The sequence below is a fragment of the Nocardia sp. NBC_01009 genome (assembly GCF_045208035.1).
GTDB lineage: Bacteria > Actinomycetota > Actinomycetes > Mycobacteriales > Mycobacteriaceae > Nocardia.
On sequence record NZ_CP108695.1, the window covers coordinates 1,429,506 to 1,446,381 of the forward strand.

Consider the following 16,876-nt stretch of genomic DNA (forward strand, 5'->3'; position numbering starts at 1 on the left):
AGGACTCGCGGGACATTTCGAGATGGACATCACAACTTATCTCACGTATTGATGTGCCAACTGTGATCTGAATGAGTGTTCGGCAAATTCAAGATCAAAATTCGTGACCGATGGTTCGGCGATTATCAAGATCAGCCCCAGACAATGGAATAGTACTTCCACAGCGCGGCGATGAGTGCGAACGCAGTGGCCGCGATGACGGTGATCGCCGGGCCCCGCGTCGGCGTCTTGCCCTCGGAGTCGGTGAGGCGCAACGGCATCCACCGCAGCAGCACGGCAAGCCCGATGATCGCCAGCGGGACGAAGTAGCGGCCCTGCACGCCGTCGATGATGTAGTAGCCGACCGGCGTGAAGGACATATAGAGCGTCACGTAGATCATCGCAACGCTCGCAGCCAGGGTGAGCGCGACGATCAGGGCGCGCCGGAACGTCGCGGTGGCCGGGTTCATCCGCTCCGCGATGCCGACGCTCACCGCGAAGGCGAGCAGGCAGGCCAGCATCGACAGGGCGGGCACGTCGATGTAGGCGAAGCCGAGTTCGCCGAAGAACTGGCTGAACCACCGCTGGTCCCGCAGCGCGATGCTCTCGCCGAAGGTATTCACGAAATGCAGGGGATCGGCGAGGATGCCGTGCAACTGCTCACCGGGCTTGACGGAATTCCACTGGTGCGGTGGGCGCATCAGGCCCATGCCGTCCCCGGTCGGCGCGGCGACCTTCATCCAGGCCGCGAAGACAAGACCACCGGCGGCGGCGAATCCCCAAGGGATCCAGCGCTGCCAACCGGACGTGGCCCACGATGCGCCGGGCGCGACGCGGGAGAATCCGAACCGATGCACCGGCACCACCACGATGAGCATCGCGAGCAGCACATACGTCGGCTTGCTGATCGGCAGCAGGATGGTCGCGGTCAGCAGCGCCGCCGTTTCCACCCGCCCGAGCCGGTCGCCGAGGAACAGCGCTTTGACCAGCAACGCGGACACCATGATGGCCAGCGCGTTGGTCAACGTGTCGGCGGTGACCGTGCCCGACTGGAACACCGCGATCGGCAGCGCGGCGACGGTGAACGCCAGCCATTGCACCCGATGCCTGCGCAGCGCCCACAAGCCGAATCCGACGACGGTCAGGTAAGCGGAAAGTCCGGCGAGCCGGGTGAGCAGCACCATGCCGCCGACGTCGAGGCCGAACAGCTCGGAAAGTCGAATGCCGACGGCGGCCGGGATATACGGCACCGGCGAGTAGGCGGCGGTATTGGTGAACCAAACCGGTTCGGTGGCCGAGGAGACTTCCGCGCCGCCGAGCCGGTCGTAGTCGCCGGGATCGGCGACCATCGGGTCCGGCTCTTCCGGGTTGGTTGTGTAGTCGTGCATCGCATAGCCCATCACGGCGGTGATGCTGGTCGGCACGTTACCGCCGTAGGCGACGCCGCGATCGTCCTTGATCCGCTCGGGCAGGAAGCCGCCGTGGGCGACCTGATAGGCCCTGCCGAACTGGGTGATCTCGTCATGGCCCCAGAAGGGTGGGGTCACCACGGCGAACGATGCGCCGAAGAGGGTGGCCAGAAGAGTGAAGGCGACGGTCGCCGCGCCGAAGCGGGCGACGATGCGCTGCGCTGTTCGGCGGACCGCGTTACGCGTTGTGCCCGCCGATTCGGCAGCGTCGGGCGACTTCGGTTGTGCGGCACCGTTGTCCGAGCTCGAGGGCTGGTCGAGGATGGCTCGACCCGGCGCGCTATCCGTTGGTGTCGCGTTATCCGCAGGTGTCGACTCTTGGTCGTCGGTCGTGGTTCGGTCGGCCGAAGTGGTCAACGGTCGGCTCCACCGTTCGCGTCACCACCATGTCCGTTCGGGTGCGGGTCGTCGGCGCTGACGGCCGAGTAGCGCAGGTAGACCAGCCGGGACGCCTCGTGCCGTGAGCGGCGGATGCCGTCCAAGATCAGGCCCGCGGTCCAGGCCAGACTGCCGAGCAGCAGCAGCGTGAAGGCGAGGAACAGTGTCGGGAAGCGCGGCACCTCGTGGGTGTTGTAGAACTCGACCACTATCGGGATGGTCAAGATGATCGAGACCAGAAAGCTCAGGGTGCCGAACAAGCCGTAGAACGCGACTGGGCGCTCATGCCTGGCAAGGCCGATGATCAGCGCCAGAATCTTGAAGCCGTCGTGATAGGTGCGCAGCTTGCTTTCGCTGCCCGCGGGCCGATCGCGGAAGCCGACAGGGACGGCGGTCTGCGGCACCCGCAGATGCAGCGAATGCACCGTCAGTTCGGTCTCGATCTCGAATTCCCGCGACACCGCGGGGAAGCTCTTCACGAAGCGGCGCGAGAACACCCGGAAGCCGCTGAGCATGTCTTCGACGTTCTCGCCGAACACCTTTCCGACAACACCGTTGAGCACCTTGTTGCCGGTCTCGTGGCCCGAGCGGTACGCCGAGGCGCCCTCGTCTTCCTGTTTGCGGACGCCGAGCACATGGTCGTAGGGGCCGTCGAGCAGTGTCTTGATCATCAGCGGTGCGGCCGACGCCTCATAGGTGTCGTCGCCATCGATCATCAGGTACACATCGGCCTCGATGTCGGCGAAGGCCCGCCGCACCACATTGCCCTTGCCCTTGGTGTGCTCGGCGCGCACGATCGCCCCGGCCGCGCGGGCTCGCTCGGCGGTCGCGTCGGTACTCAGGTTGTCGTAGACATAGACGACAATTCCCGGCACGGCAGCCTGGAGGTCGGCGACGACCTTGGCGACCGAAGCCTCTTCGTTGTGGCACGGGACCACGGCGGCTATACGAAGCTCGGTGGAGTCCACCCGGGTCAATCCTCGAGGTCGGCGGTGTGAATGGGAACACCGGGAGGGTACAGGGCAGTGTGGCGCAGCGTGTACCCGGTAAGGGTTGCGTGCGCTCGGTTCACCGAGCCTAATGCGTGCGGTCGGAGGAGTCCGGTTATGACGCTGCGCCGGGCGCAGCGCAGGCGCGGTCGGTACCGGCTGGGGTACCGTCGCCCGGTGTCCTACCCCGAGCAGCCCGTGTCAGCACCCGAGCGGTCCGGCTCCGTGCCACCGGTGCCGGCCGCGCAGCCGCTTGCCGCGAAAGTGATCGGCGCCCTGCGGCGCGGCGGGGCGTTCCTCGTGGTCGGTGCGATCGGGTTCCTTGTCGATGCGGGCACCTACAACCTGCTCGTGTTCTGGGGCGGGGAGGGAATTCTGTACCACTCTCCGTTGCCCGCCAAGATCATCGCGATCGCCGTAGCTACCGTGGTCACCTACTTCGGCAACAAGTGGTGGACGTTCGCGCACAAGAACACCGACAACCCTGGCCGTGAATATCTGCTCTACGCCGTGTTCAACGTGGTGGCCATCGGCTTGCAGCTGGGCTGTCTCGGCTTTTCCCGCTACGTGCTCGACCTGTCGACACCGCTGTCGGACAACATTTCCGGCACACTGATCGGGCAGATCGTCGCGGTGGTTTTCCGTTATTGGGCCTACGACAAATTCGTCTTTGTCGGTGGCCCGGCGAACGCCGAGCAACAGAAGTAATTGCGGCACCCTGGTTGCTGAACAGGCGCGGGCCGAGGTCGGTTGATATCCTCGCACCCGCCGCGAACGGCATCCAGGGGCTGTCTGTCCCGTCGGCACCCCGAGCGAGCACCCGGGAGCGCCGCCAATCGACACCGAGGATTTCGAGGACTTCATGGATCAGTCGGCTACCCAAGCCGTTACCGAAACGAACGATCGACCTTCGGCTGCTGAAGCGCCCGCCTCGTTGCGCGCCGACCATCGGGCGCCCGATCGGTTGCTGTTGCAGCGCGGCATCTTCACCGGACCATCGGCGAAGGTCAGCGACGAGCTGTATGCCGTCGTGAAGGGCCGCGCGCATCGGGAGCGACTGGCGTTACGACTGGAAAAGGGCGCGACGGCCCACACCAACACCTACTTCGGTCGGTTCGCCGCCAGCTACTGGCAGCGCTGGACCACCGTCACCGAGGTGCGGGCGACGATGGTGCTCGACGTGGCCGCGAAGGCAAGGGTCCGGGTGGTCGCCTCTGATATCGCCGGACACCGACGGATCATCGAGACCGCCGAGATCACCGCGGCCGGCCCGCTGACACTGACAGCGCCGCTGGACCAATACGTCGACGGTGGTGCGTTGTGGCTCGAGTTCGATGCCATCGGCGGCGACCTCGGGATCACCGAACTCACCTGGACCTCGGTCGCGCCCGACCATGTGCGGCCGGTGGCGATCGCGATCTGCACCTTCAACCGGGCCGCGGATTGCGCCGAAACGGTGGCCGCGCTGGCCTCGGACGCGACCGTGCTCGCCGCGATCGACGCGGTGTACGTGGTCGACCAGGGCACCGATCTGGTGGAGAACCGTCCGGTGTTCCAGAACACCCTGCCGGTCTTCGGCGACAAACTGCGCTACATCCGGCAGCCCAATCTCGGCGGGGCGGGTGGCTTCACCCGCGGCCTCTACGAGGTGTCCGCGGTGAACGAGCACGCCGATGTGATCCTGATGGACGACGACATCCTGTGCGAGCCGGAAACGGTGCTGCGGCTCAATGCCTTCGCCAATATGACAGTGGAGCCGACGCTGGTCGGTGCCCAGATGCTGTTTCTGCTGAACCCCGACTACCTCAATGTCGGCGCCGAAGAGGTGCACCTGCACGAGCTCGAGCACGGGCAGAAGGTGCCGAAGGCATTGCGCAACACCAGCATGCTCAAGCGCAACCAGGAGCGGCGCGTCGATGCGGGCTACAACGCCTGGTGGACCTGCCTCATCCCGGCGGAGGTCGTGGCCAAGATCGGTCTGCCGATCCCGATCTTCTTCCAGTGGGACGACGTCGAATACGGCGTCCGGGCCCGCGAGAACGGGTTCGTGACGGTCACCCTGCCGAATGCCGCGGTGTGGCACGCCGACTTCTATTGGAAGGACTACGACGACTGGGCGCGTTACTTCAGCACCCGGAACTCGCTCATCGTCGGTTCGCTGCACGCCGATCTCGACGCGAAGGCCATCAGCCGCCAGCTGTTCCGCAGTCTGGCCGAACACCTGGTTGCCATGCAATACGGTCTGGTGCACACCACCCTGCAGGGCATCGAGGACTTCCTCCAGGGCCCGAAGGTGTTGCGCGACGGCGGAATCGAGGCGTTGGCCGCCGCTCGCGCCGCCCGCGGCGACTATCCGGAGACGGCCAAACACGCGGCCGCGACCCCACCGGTGCGCTCCGGGGATATCCAGCTGCGCAGGGCGGGCGGCGAACCGAGCCGCGTGACTGCTGTGCTGATCAAGCGCGCCATCGGCCAGTGGACCGGCCGTACCCAGCACGGCTTGATCGGCATCACCCGCGAGGATGCGCACTGGTGGCACGTCGCACTGTTCGACCATGTCGTCGTCACCGATGCCTCCCAGTCCGGCGTCCGAATCCGCCGCCGCGACAAGGCAAGGGCCCGCGCCCTGCTGCTGCGCACCCTGCGCACCCTGCGTCGCCTGCGCCGTGAACTGCCCGCCTTGCAGCAGCAGTACCGCGCCGCGGTCCCGGAGCTCACCAGCCGCGCGAACTGGGAACGCCTCTACGGCATCGAGTCGGACTAGGTCGCCGTACAACGAGTGACGAGCCGTACCCGCCATCGCGGGTGCGGCTCGTCCGGTTCACCGGGGCGCGTCGGCGCAGTCGCCGATGGGTCCGGGCATCGGCGCTTCGGTCGCCGATAAACCCGCTGCGCAACAGTCGTTTCACGACGCGGCGCCCGACCTCGAACAGAGGCCGAGCGCCGGGTGTACCTCGGGACTGTGCTTCAGAGGAACAGGTCGGTGGTCAGTTCGCCGTCGCCGGGGACGACGCGATACTTGTCGAGATCGGTAATGCCGTGGGCGGCAAGGACTTCGTCGTCGAGGAAGAAGTTTCCGCTGGTCTCCTTGGACGGTGCGGTGAGGACCAGGTAGGCGGCGTCGGCATAGATGTCGGGGGTGCGGGAGGTGGCGATCATTTCTTCGCCGCCGAGCAGGTTCTGCACCGCGGCAGTAGCGATGGTTGTGCGCGGCCACAGCGAGTTGACCCCGATGCCGTCGCCCTTGAGCTCCTCGGCCAATCCCAGTGTGGTCAGCGACATTCCGTACTTGGCGATGGTGTAGCCCAGCGCCATGCCCGCCCACTTGGGGTCGAGGTTCAGCGGCGGCGAGAGGGTGAGGATGTGCGGGTTGCGGCCCGCCGCCGCCGACTCGCGCAGTGCCGGAATGCTGAGCTTGGAGAGCAGGAAACTGCCGCGGCAGTTGATGTCCTGCATGAGGTCGTACTTCTTCATCGAGATGGCGTCGGTGGGGGAAAGGTCGATCGCCGAGGCGTTGTTGACCACCAGGTCGATGCCGCCGAAGCGCTCGACCGTCTGGCGCACGGCCTCGGCCACCGACTCGTCGATCCGCACGTCGCCGACGAACGGCAGCACCTGGCCGCCCGCGGCCTCCAGCTCGGCCGCCGCGGTGTGGATGGTGCCGGGAAGTTTGGGATGCGGCTGGTCGGTCTTGGCGATGAGGGTGATGTTCGCGCCGTCGGCGGCGGCCCGCTTGGCGATTTCCAGACCGATGCCGCGGCTGCCGCCCGACATGATCATCGTCTTGCCTGCGAGCGGCTTCGATCCCGGTTCCGTCATGACCTGCTCCTGTCGTCTGTGCCGCAGGTGGCGCCCCGCGGCCTTCCGCGCTTTGCACGTTAAGGGTAAACCCTGCCCCTATGCAACCAGTTGCATAGGGTGGTCGAAGAGAGGGCATCGGAACCGCGATGTTCCGATGCCCTCGACTTCACCAGAGGCGTCAGATGCTCGCGATCATGACGATGTTGAGCAGCATGATCAGTGCGGCCAGTCCCCAGGTGACGTAGAGGAACACCATGCCCGGCGTCTTCTGCGGCACCTGACCGATCGCGCCGTTGAGGAAGATGACCACGGGCGCGCGGTAATAGAACCGTGTGCCCTGCCCCTCGGCGATCGGCACTGTCACATTGGCGGGGCCCATATCGAACAGCCACGGGGTGGTGACCTTGACGTGGTACTGGCCCGGCCCGACGGGGATGTGATTCTGTCCCCAGCGTGTGTTCGGCACCCGCTGACCATTGACCAGGATCTTCGGCTTGGTCAATGCCAGCAGGAAGGCGAATCCCGAGTACGACGCATCGACGGTGATTCCGGGCGGCGCAGGCGGCGCGGGCGGTGCGCCGTAGGGCGCCTGCGGCGCGAACTGCGGTGCGGGCTGTCCGTACGGCTGTCCGTACGGTGCGGCCTGTTGCCCGAACTGCGGAGCTTGCGGCTGACCGTATGCAGGCTGCGGTTGGCCGTAGGCAGGTTGCGGGATCTGTGGTTGGCTCGGGTGTTGCTGATCCGGCGCGTACTGCGGCGGTGCACCGTATGGTTGCGGCGCACCGTACTGCGGTGCGGGCTGGCCGTATGCGGGCTGCCCAGGCCATTGCCCGGGCTGCTGGCCCTGAGGCGGATACCCGCCGGGGTAACTCATTCAACCCTCCCAGTTATCGATTAATGCGAGCCGACCCTACCGTGATTCGGCCAGTTCAGCGCCGCCGAGAGTTCCGCTCCTGGTAAGTCCTCCGGTGCTGCTTGGTGAGGTTGCGCCAGACTCGCTCCCGCTCGGCTTGGAGGCGTTTGTCGGTGCGGGCGGCCATCCAGGCGTTCTCGCGGGCCAGTTTGCGATAGCTGTCGACCCGGCGCTGGGTCAGCTCGCCGTTATCGATGGCCTCCTGTACCGCGCAGCCCGGTTCGCCGTGGTGCGCACAATCGCCGAAACGGCATTGCTCGGCAATGGATTCCAGATCGCTGAAGGTCTTTTCGATGCCCTCGGCCGCATCCCACAACCCGATGCCGCGCAATCCGGGCGTATCGATCAGCGTGCCGCCACCGGGCAACGGTTGCAGCTCCCGGTGCACTGTGGTGTGCCTGCCCTTCTTGTCGGCCGCGCGAACAGCATTGGTGGCGAACGCTTCTCGACCGAGCAGGGCATTGGCGAGCGTCGATTTGCCGGCGCCGGAAGGGCCGATCAACGCGACGGTTCCGTCGAGCATCGTGGTGAGCACATCCAGCCCGAACCCACTGCTGGCACTGACCGCGAGCGCGGCAGCGCCCGGTGCGACGGCGGCCACCTCGTCGAGCGGAATATCCAGCGCCGCATCCGCTTTGGTGAGCAGCACAATCGGCTGTGCATTACTTTCCCAGGCCAGCGCAAGCATCCGCTCGATGCGCCCGAGATCGACATCTCCGTCGGCCGCGGTGCAGATCAGCACGGTGTCGACATTCGCGGCGAGCACCTGCCCCTGCGACCGTCCCGACACCGCCGATCGCATGATCGCCGACCATCGCGGCAGCAGTTGCCGCACCGTCGATTCGGCATCGATGCTCACCCAGTCGCCGGTGCACAGGCCGCTGATCTCGGAATCCGATCGCGGACACCGAGCCCGGGCCGGCCCCGCGGGCGTCGCGACATCGCATTCGCTGCGGTCCATTCGAATCACCCGCGCGGGCACGCACCCATCGGTGATGAGCGCCTCGTATTCAGTAGCTACGGCTTCGGTCCAGCCGTAAGGGACAAGCAGGTCGTAGTCGACCATGATGGAAGGAATCCTTCGTCGAGCACCGAGCCCGACCCGGGCTCAGTGAGTGGAGTGAGTGGTGGAGGTCCGTCCGGCGGCGCGCAGTCGCGCAGCTCGCCCGGGCATGACAATCCGAAGCTCGGTAGTCACGCGGTCCACCTCCTCACCTATCTCCTCGAAGTTCCTCAACACACTGACAGCTGCGCCCAACCCTGCGCAACCTATTTTTCCCGCGCCGAAGCGCGCGCGGTTCGGCGCGGGGATGGTTTGCGGCGTTCGGTTGCTACAAGGTCAGCGTTTGTCCGGCTTGCCGAACTGCTCGTTGCGGCCGAGGCTGCGTAGCTGGAACCATTCGCGCAGGCCGGCGGGGTCGCGGCGGGTGACGAGGAAGAACCAGGAGAAGCGGATCCATTCCTGGGGGAGCAGCTTTCGCATACCGGGCTGGGCCATCAGGTAGCCACGGTTGCGGTAGGTGAAGTAGCGCTTCACCGGATCATCGGGGTACTGGGTGTGCATGCGGCCGCCGAGGATCGGCTTGAATTCGGCGGCGCCATTGGGGTGTAGGTAGGCCGTTTGTAGGCAGGTGCCGAAGGGCAGGCCGGAGCGGACCAGGCGGCGGTGCACCTCGACCTCGTCGCCGCGGACGAAAAGGCGCAGATCGGGCACACCGATCACGTCGACCGCCTTGGCGGAGATGAGAGCGCCGTTGAACAGGGAGGCGATACCGGGCAGGAAGTCCTCGTCGCCTAGTTCGGAGCGCAGCCGCCGCCACACCACACCGCGGCGCAGCGGGAAGGCGAGCCGATCCGGTTCGTCGATATCGCAGACCACCGGCGAGACCTCGGAAAGGCCGTGCCGGGCAGCGCAATCCAGCAGAATGGACAGCACCTCGGGGCCCTCGGGCCGGCCGTCGTCGTCGGCGAGCCACACCCAGTCCGCGCCCTGGGTGAGCGCGTGCAGCATGCCGAGCGCGAAACCGCCCGCGCCACCGAGGTTGTGCGCCGATCCCAGGTAGGTCGATTCGATCGGCTGCTGCCCGACCAGTTCGGCGACCTCGGGCTCGTTGCCGTTATCGATCACGATCAGGTGGTCCACCGGCCGCGACTGGGAGGTGACGACCTTCAGCGATTCCGCGAGCAGCTCACGCCGCTTGTGCGTGACCACGACCGCGATGATCCTGGCGTCGGGGCCGGTACCGGTCGGGGTGAGGTCGGCGGGAGCGGTCGCCGGCGCCGAATCACTCGCGGTTGCGTCGACCTTCGGTGCCGCCGCGTCGATCGAGGCATCGGCCGCGGCTACCGTCTCGGAGGTGTCCTGCGGCGGATCGACCGGGGACTGCCCCCCCGTGACGATCGGGGGTTCCTGCCCAGTCGATTCACTCATGCCTCCGCCTCGCTGACGCTCGGCCCCGGCATGCGCGATGCGCGCTGGCACACGATTCGCTCGCTGCGCTCGCTCATGCCTTATTCCGCTCCAGTTCTCGTTCGGTGCCCATTGTCCGCTCGGCTTCCATTTCGCGCAGCACGGTGGCGACGTGGTTTCCCGCCTCCGGTCCTTCGTACGCGCGCACAACTTCTTCTATACCGCCGCGCAAACGGATCTGCCCATGGTCGATCCACATGGCGGTATCGCAGAGTTGCGCGAGGAATTCATTGGAATGGCTGGCGAACACCAGGATGCCGGACCTGGCCACCAATGACTGCAACCGGATGCGGGCTTTCTTCATGAATTCGGCGTCCACCGCGCCGATGCCCTCGTCTAGCAGCAGGATTTCCGGGTCGATCGAGGTGACAACGCCCATGGCCAGGCGAACCCGCATACCCGTCGAATAGGTGCGCAGCGGCATGGACAGGTACTCGCCGAGCTCGGTGAAATCGGCGATCTCATCGATCTTGGACAGCATCTGCTTGCGTGTCTGCCCGAGGAAGAGGCCACGGATGATGATGTTCTCGTAGCCGGAAATCTCCGGGTCCATGCCGACGCCGAGATCGAACACCGGCGCCACGCGGCCACGGATGCGCGCACTGCCGCGCGAGGGCTCGTAGATTCCCGAAAGCAACCGCAGCAGCGTCGACTTGCCTGCGCCGTTGTGCCCGACAAGGCCGATCCGGTCGCCTTCCTTCAGCGAAAGCGTGATGTCGCGCAACGCCTCGACGACCACGACATCGGACTGATTGCGTCCGATCGCGCCGCCCGCCTTACCGAGGAACGCCTTCTTCAGCGACCGCGATTTGGCGTCGAAAATCGGGAACTCGACCCACGCCTGGCGGGTTTCGATACTCACATGGTCGGTCATCGAGCCCCTCCTAAACCCAGTACGGCACGCGTGAACGGAACTGCTTCATCGCGAAGATCGCCACGATCCAGCCGATCACGGTGATGGTGCCGACGATCACCCAGTGATACAGATGCTGATCGTCGCCGAGCAACGGCGCACGGACGATTTCCAGGTAATGGAACGTCGGGACGATTTCGGCCAGTTTCGCGCGCTCGCTGACCTGGCCGCCCTGGGCCTCCAGGCTTTTCGTATTCCACATGACCGGAGTCAGCACGAACAGCATCAGCGTGAGGCTGCCGAGGATCGGCGCGATATCGCGGTAGCGAGTGCTGAAGATGCCGAACACGATCGACACCCACATCGCGTTGAGGAACAGCAGCCCGAGTGCGGGGATGGCGAATATCGCGGTCCAGTGCAGTTTCTCCCAGACACCGAATGCGACCAGCACAACCAGATAAATCAGCATGTTGTGCGCGAAGAACAGCAGCTGCCGCCACACCAGGCGATAGACATGCACGCTCAGCGCCGAGGGCAGCTGTTTGATCAGTCCCTCGTTGGCGATGAACACATCGGAGCCCTCGAGGATGCTTGCGTTGATGACGTTCCAGACGATGATGCCGACGGCCACATAGGGCAGGTAGTCCTTGATCGGCTGATCGAGCAGCGCCGCGTACAGCAGGCCGATCGCCGCGGCCTGCACGCCGGTCGCGATGGTGATCCAGAACGGCCCGAGCACCGAGCGCCGGTAGCGCTGCTTGATGTCCTGCCAGCCGAGCGACAGCCATAGTTCGCGCTGCGAAAAGCCACCGCGGAAATCCTTGAAGGCGCGCTGGAAGGTCTGCGAATCCGACACGATTGGTGTCTCGACCGCGACGGACTCCACTGCGGGAGCGTCGTCTGCCGATGTGGTCGGCTGCTCGTCGGGGGTCACCGGAGTCTCATTCGCTGACTTCTTCTTCGCGTCTTCCGCCGAGGTCTCTGCGGAAGGCTCGTCGGAAAGTGCTTGGCTGGTATCTGAACGCACTTGGCTCTCTTCAGTACGCCCCGGGTCGACAGCGGAAACCGAGTCGGGGCGAGCGGCAGCGGCGGGCACGGTGCCCGAGCCTACCCTCGTAAATTCCGGTCGGCCCGCGTGGCCACGCGGGGTCTACAGATACTGTCCGGTTCCGCCGGTGGTCTGGCCCGGTGCGCCACCCCGTGGGTCGAGCGCATGGATGCCGGGCGGCAGCGCGCCCTGACGCATCTGTTCCAGCTGGGCACGTGCCGCCATCTGCTGGGCGAACAGTGCGGTCTGGATGCCGTGGAACAGCCCCTCCAGCCAGCCGACCAGCTGCGCCTGGGCGATGCGCAGTTCGGCGTCGGTGGGGATGGCGTCGTCGGTGAACGGCAGCGTGAGCCGCTCCAGCTCGTCGCGCAGTTCGGGGGCGAGGCCCTGTTCCAGCTCGCGGACCGAGGATTTGTGGATCTCGCGCAGCCGGGTGCGGCTCGCATCGTCCAGCGGTGCGGCGCGTACCTCTTCCAGCAGCTGCTTGATCATGGTGCCGATGCGCATGACCTTCGCTGGCTGCTCGACCATATCGGCGAGCGATTCGCCGGAGTCGTCGGTGTCATCCGACGCATCGGATTTCTTGTCGCTGTCGGTGACAACCTGCGCGGTGAAGGGCGAGTCCGATCCGGCCTCCGCGGTGGCGGCCAGCGGTCGGCCATCGGGTCCGATCACGACGATGGATTCCGGTGCCTCATCCGATTGCGTCATGATCCCTATCATGTCGCGTTCGCCGCGAACACGCTAAGGCGGGCGGTCGAGGTCGCCGGAGTCCGTGCCGCGGCGGTGTGCCGGCGTTCTATTCTGTTCGGGTCGTGTGGTTCGGATTTGCTGAAAGTCGGTTGCCATGCTGAGTCCCAGGTCGTTGCGCGCGTGCCTGTCGGTGTCTTTCCCCTCGAGAGGGAACGCGGTTACACAGCCCTGCCCGCTGCCCTTAGAGTGGCCAACATGACATACGACGTCGCGAGGGTTCGGGGCCTGATACCGTCCCTGGGCGACGGCTGGATCCATCTCGACCCGCAAGCGGGCATGCTGGTCCCGGATTCGGTATCTCGTGCCGTCTCAACAGGTTTCCGCACCTCGTCGTTTTCGCATATCGGACGCAATGGCGCCGCGGTGCGCAGCGCCGCGATCTTGGACGCGGCCCGTGAGGCCGTTGCGGACCTGGTCGGCGGCGATCCCGCAGGTGTGGTGCTCGGACCGGACCGGGCGGTGCTGCTGGCCTGGTTGGCGGAGTCGCTGAGTTCGCGCCTCGGGCTGGGCACCGGGATTGTGTTGTCGCGTTTGGACGACGAGGCCAATGTCGCGCCATGGCTGCGGATCGCGAACCGCTACGGCGCACATGTGCGCTGGGCCGAGGTCGAGATCGAGACCTGCGAGATGCCTTCGTGGCAGTTCGAGGAACTGATCGGGCCGACCGCCCGGCTCGTCGCGCTCACTGCGGCATCACCGATCGTCGGGTCCGCGCCCGCGGTCCGGGTCGCCGCGGACCGTGTGCACGAGGTGGGCGGTCTACTCGTTGCCGACGCCTTCGGTGCGTCGCCGTATGCGCTCATCGATATCGACGAACTCAATGCCGACGTCGTCGCGCTCAGCGCCCCCGCATGGGGTGGCCCGCAGATCGGCGCGCTGGTCTTCCGTGATCCCGCGTTCCTGGACCGGATTCCGTCGATGTCGTTGAATCCGTATGCGAAGGGCGCCGAGCGGCTCGAGGTGGGTGGCCACCAGTACGCCCTGCTCGCTGGGCTCACCACCTCGATCGACTTCCTCGCCGGGCTCGACGAGCGGGCCACCGGCACCCGCCGCGAGCGCCTGGAGATGTCGATCACCTCGCTGCAGGACTACCACGATCAGCTCTTCGAGCACTTGATGGACGTGCTCGACAAGATCCCCAACCTGACCGTCATCGGCCGCGCCTCCACCCGCATACCGACGGTCAGCTTCACCCTCGCCGGCATGCAGGCCGAGAAGGTCGCCGCCAAGCTGGCCGACAACCGGATCGGCACCCTCAGCGGCGTGCACGGCGGCAGCCGCCTGCTGGACGCGCTCGGTGTCAACGATGAAGGCGGTGCGGTGACCGTCGGCCTCGCCCCGTACACCACCAAATTCGAGATCGACCAACTCGGCAGGGCGCTCGCCGCCCTGGAGTGACCGTGGTCGACCTAGTGGCGCCCGCGCCCGTGGTTTTGCGGCGTCTACTTCCCGGAAGTACTGAAAGTTGTTGCGCACCACAATGGCTGCCGCAACCCGACAACCTGCGCATGCGTAAGCGCCGCGCCACCGGTGCGGTCCGGCGCCGCCGAACGAAGTTGCACCTCGCTCGAGCCGGACATGCCCGGCCCGGATCGAGTAATCCTGGGCCGGGATTCGTCTGCCGATCAGTTCGTCATGCCGGCGAACATGCCTGGCTGGTAGGAACCCCCTTGGTTGCGCACGATCACGCTGAGCCGGTTGGCCGCGTTGATCTGGGCGACCAGGCAGACCAGCGCGGCGATCTGGTCATCGTCGTAGTGCTTGCGCACCTGGGCCCAGGTCTCGTCGGACACGCCGTGCTGGGCGTCGGCGAGCCGGGTACCCTCCTCGGCGAGCGCCAGCGCGGCCCGCTCGGCCTCGGTGAACACGCTGGCCTTGCGCCAGACGGCGACCAGGTTGAGCCGGACTGCGGTTTCACCGGCGGCCGCGGCCTCCTTGGTGTGGAGGTCGACGCAGAAACCGCAGCCGTTGATCTGGCTGGCGCGCAGCGACACCAGCTCCTGCGTGGCCTTCGGTAGCGTCGATTGTTCGATCACCAGACTGGTGTTGGCAAACCGCTTGCCGAACTTCGCGCCGGTCGGGTTGTCGAGCATGTTGAATCGGGCGTCCATGATTTCGTCCTTACTGGTGGTGTTGCGTACCGAACGAACACAAGATGCCGACGACCCGATCCCCGTGACAGCGCGGCCATGTGATGTGGGCCACCGATCGCGGGTGTCACAAAACGGTTGGTACCGGCGTCTTGTGCCCGACACAGTCGAGAGCGCACAGACAGGAGCCGCCGATGAGCGAGCGCATGGACTCCGCCACCGAGGCGTTCGTCACCCACCGCAACCTGCTGTTCACCGTCGCCTACGAGATGCTCGGTTCGGCCGCCGACGCGGAGGACGTCCTGCAGGAGACCTGGATGAAATGGGCGGACGTCGATCTCGATGCGGTGCGGGAGCAGCGTGCATACCTTGTTCGGATCGCCACCCGCCAGGCGCTGAGCCGGCTGCGTACGCTCGGCCGTCGCAAGGAGTCCTACGTCGGTCCCTGGTTGCCCGAGCCGCTGCTGACCGCGCCCGACGTGGCCGAGGACGTCGAGTTGGCCGACAGCGTCTCGATGGCGATGCTGCTGGTGCTGGAGACGCTCGCGCCGACCGAGCGGGCGGTGTTCGTGCTGCGCGAGGTATTCGATCTGGAGTACGACGAGATCGCGGAAGCCGTCGACAAGACGCCGGCCGCGGTCCGCCAGATCGCCCACCGGGCGCGGGCGCACGTTGCCGCGCGCCGGCCGCGCGGGGTCGTCTCCGCGGCCGAGACCCGAGACGCACTCGAAGCGTTTCGACGCGCGATCGAAACAGGCGATCTGCAGAGCCTGCTCGACCTGCTCGCGCCGGACGTCGTCCTGCTGGGTGATGGTGGCGGCGTCGTGCAGGCCGCGCTGTCGCCCGTTGTGGGGGCAGGCAGCGTAGCCGCCGTGCTGGGCAGGATCGCTGCCGCGGCGTCGCTGCAGCCGGCGCAGGTCAATGGCAACCCGGCGCTGATTCTCCGGCTCAACGGCGAGATCGACACCGTCGTGGCGGTGCGCATCGACGAGGGCCTCATCACCGGGCTCTACGCCGTGCGCAATCCTGCGAAGCTGTCTCGTGTCGAACAGGAGACCGCGGTGAGCCGCTGAGTCCGAAAGACTCCGTCGGCGTCGCTACCCGACGGGTCGCCGATCCGGCCGACCGGCCGGACTTCGGCATGGTGGTCAGATCTCGCGGACGCGCAGGATCACTTTTCCGAAGGTCTCGCCGGAATCGAGCATCCGGTGGGCCTCGGGGGCGTCCTCGATCGGGATCTCCGCATGGATGACCGGCACGATGGTGCCGTCGGCGATCAGCGGCCAGACCTGGCGGTTCAGGTCGGCGATGATCGTGGCCTTGCTGTGGTTGCCGGTGGCGGGTCTGTTGCGCACATTGTTCGCGTGGATGCTGCCCCATTTGCCGAGCAGCGCAGCGAGATTCAGTTCTCCGCTGACGCCGCCCTGCATGCCGATGACGACCAGGTGGCCGTGCTGGGCGAGTGCCTCTACGTTGCGCGGCAGGTAGGCGGCGCCCATGTTGTCGAGGATGATGTCGGCGCCGGGGCCGCCCGCGCCGGACTCCTCGGCGCGGATCCGCGCGACGAAGTCGTCGTCGCGATAGTTGATCAGCACGCTCGCACCGAGCTCCTTACAGCGCTCCAGCTTCTGCTGCGACCCCGCGGTCACCGCGACCCGCGCCCCTCGGGTCACCGCCAACTGGATGGCGTGGGTGCCGATTCCGCTGCCACCACCGTGGATGAGCACCAGCTGGCCCGCGTGCAGGCCCGCCGTCGTGACGAGGTTCGACCACACCGTCGCGGCTACCTCCGGCAATCCGGCCGCCGCACCGAGATCCAGTCCGTCGGGCACCGCAAGCACCTGCGTCGCCGCCACCACGACCCGTTCGGCGTAACCGCCGCCGGACAGCAGCGCGCACACGCGATCGCCGACATGCCAGTCGTGCACACCGTCGCCGAGCTCCGCGATCACACCGGAGACTTCCAAGCCGACGATCCCGCTCGCCCCGGGCGGCGGCGGATAGAAACCCTGGCGTTGCAACAGATCCGCGCGATTGACACCGGCCGCGGCCACCTCGATCAGCACCTCACCGTGCCCCGGCGCCGGGTCAGGAGTTGCCGTCCACTCCATCACCTCGGGCCCGCCGAAACCG

The 16,876-nt window shown here is 66.4% G+C and carries 15 protein-coding genes; 4 read left to right on the forward strand and 11 right to left on the reverse strand.

The annotated features are described in order from the left end of the window. Positions 1-131: 131 nt before the first annotated feature. Entirely contained in the window at positions 132-1,805 is a 1,674-nt protein-coding gene (locus OHA42_RS06085; protein ID WP_406235280.1) for a DUF2142 domain-containing protein, read from the reverse strand. Continuing rightward, the gene (locus tag OHA42_RS06090; RefSeq protein WP_406235281.1) at positions 1,802-2,794 is read right to left on the reverse strand and encodes a glycosyltransferase; all 993 of its coding nucleotides are present in this window, start codon (positions 2,792-2,794) and stop codon (positions 1,802-1,804) included. Before OHA42_RS06090 ends, OHA42_RS06085 begins: the two co-directional genes overlap by 4 nt. A gap of 138 nt (positions 2,795-2,932) precedes the next feature. On the opposite strand from OHA42_RS06090, the gene OHA42_RS06095 reads away from it, so the two are divergent. Together OHA42_RS06095 and OHA42_RS06100 are read left to right on the forward strand one after the other, a co-directional pair. Further along, positions 2,933-3,523 carry a GtrA family protein gene (locus OHA42_RS06095; RefSeq protein WP_406235283.1) on the forward strand — a complete coding sequence of 197 codons (591 nt, stop codon included), beginning with the start codon at positions 2,933-2,935 and terminating at the stop codon, positions 3,521-3,523. A gap of 154 nt (positions 3,524-3,677) precedes the next feature. Continuing rightward, the gene (locus tag OHA42_RS06100; protein WP_406235285.1) at positions 3,678-5,579 is read left to right on the forward strand and encodes a glycosyltransferase; all 1,902 of its coding nucleotides are present in this window, start codon (positions 3,678-3,680) and stop codon (positions 5,577-5,579) included. Between the two features lie 203 nt (positions 5,580-5,782). Here the strand turns inward: OHA42_RS06100 and OHA42_RS06105 are convergent, their stop codons facing one another. The 7 genes from OHA42_RS06105 to OHA42_RS06135 form a co-directional block, all read right to left on the reverse strand. Further along, positions 5,783-6,634, reverse strand: a complete 852-nt coding sequence (locus OHA42_RS06105; RefSeq protein ID WP_328408081.1) for an NAD(P)-dependent oxidoreductase — start codon at positions 6,632-6,634, stop codon at positions 5,783-5,785. Between the two features lie 160 nt (positions 6,635-6,794). Next, positions 6,795-7,490 (reverse strand): hypothetical protein, encoded by a 696-nt coding sequence (locus tag OHA42_RS06110; RefSeq protein ID WP_406235286.1) that lies wholly within the window; start codon positions 7,488-7,490, stop codon positions 6,795-6,797. A 55-nt stretch (positions 7,491-7,545) separates the two neighbouring features. Further along, on the reverse strand, positions 7,546-8,595 hold the full coding sequence (gene rsgA / locus OHA42_RS06115; RefSeq protein WP_406235288.1) for a ribosome small subunit-dependent GTPase A: 1,050 nt from the start codon (positions 8,593-8,595) through the stop codon (positions 7,546-7,548). Positions 8,596-8,868: 273 nt separating this feature from the next. Further along, positions 8,869-9,960, reverse strand: coding sequence for a glycosyltransferase (locus OHA42_RS06120; protein ID WP_406235290.1), 1,092 nt, complete (start codon positions 9,958-9,960; stop codon positions 8,869-8,871). A gap of 73 nt (positions 9,961-10,033) precedes the next feature. Beyond that, positions 10,034-10,873, reverse strand: coding sequence for an ABC transporter ATP-binding protein (locus OHA42_RS06125; protein WP_406235292.1), 840 nt, complete (start codon positions 10,871-10,873; stop codon positions 10,034-10,036). Positions 10,874-10,883: 10 nt separating this feature from the next. Next, positions 10,884-11,738: an ABC transporter permease gene (locus OHA42_RS06130; RefSeq protein WP_406239120.1), complete on the reverse strand. Its 855-nt coding sequence runs from the start codon at positions 11,736-11,738 to the stop codon at positions 10,884-10,886. A gap of 264 nt (positions 11,739-12,002) precedes the next feature. Then, positions 12,003-12,611, reverse strand: coding sequence for a bacterial proteasome activator family protein (locus OHA42_RS06135; protein WP_406235293.1), 609 nt, complete (start codon positions 12,609-12,611; stop codon positions 12,003-12,005). Between the two features lie 237 nt (positions 12,612-12,848). On the opposite strand from OHA42_RS06135, the gene OHA42_RS06140 reads away from it, so the two are divergent. After that, positions 12,849-14,051, forward strand: a complete 1,203-nt coding sequence (locus OHA42_RS06140; RefSeq protein WP_366529420.1) for a cysteine desulfurase-like protein — start codon at positions 12,849-12,851, stop codon at positions 14,049-14,051. Between the two features lie 227 nt (positions 14,052-14,278). Here OHA42_RS06140 and OHA42_RS06145 read toward each other — a convergent pair whose 3' ends face one another. Beyond that, complete coding sequence (locus tag OHA42_RS06145; protein ID WP_406235295.1) at positions 14,279-14,764, reverse strand: carboxymuconolactone decarboxylase family protein; 486 nt, start codon at positions 14,762-14,764, stop codon at positions 14,279-14,281. 173 nt (positions 14,765-14,937) lie between these two features. On the opposite strand from OHA42_RS06145, the gene OHA42_RS06150 reads away from it, so the two are divergent. Beyond that, the gene (locus OHA42_RS06150) at positions 14,938-15,816 is read left to right on the forward strand and encodes an RNA polymerase sigma-70 factor (RefSeq protein WP_406235297.1); all 879 of its coding nucleotides are present in this window, start codon (positions 14,938-14,940) and stop codon (positions 15,814-15,816) included. Between the two features lie 75 nt (positions 15,817-15,891). Here the strand turns inward: OHA42_RS06150 and OHA42_RS06155 are convergent, their stop codons facing one another. Next, positions 15,892-16,854: an NAD(P)H-quinone oxidoreductase gene (locus tag OHA42_RS06155; RefSeq protein WP_406239122.1), complete on the reverse strand. Its 963-nt coding sequence runs from the start codon at positions 16,852-16,854 to the stop codon at positions 15,892-15,894. Between the last annotated feature and the right edge of the window lie 22 nt (positions 16,855-16,876).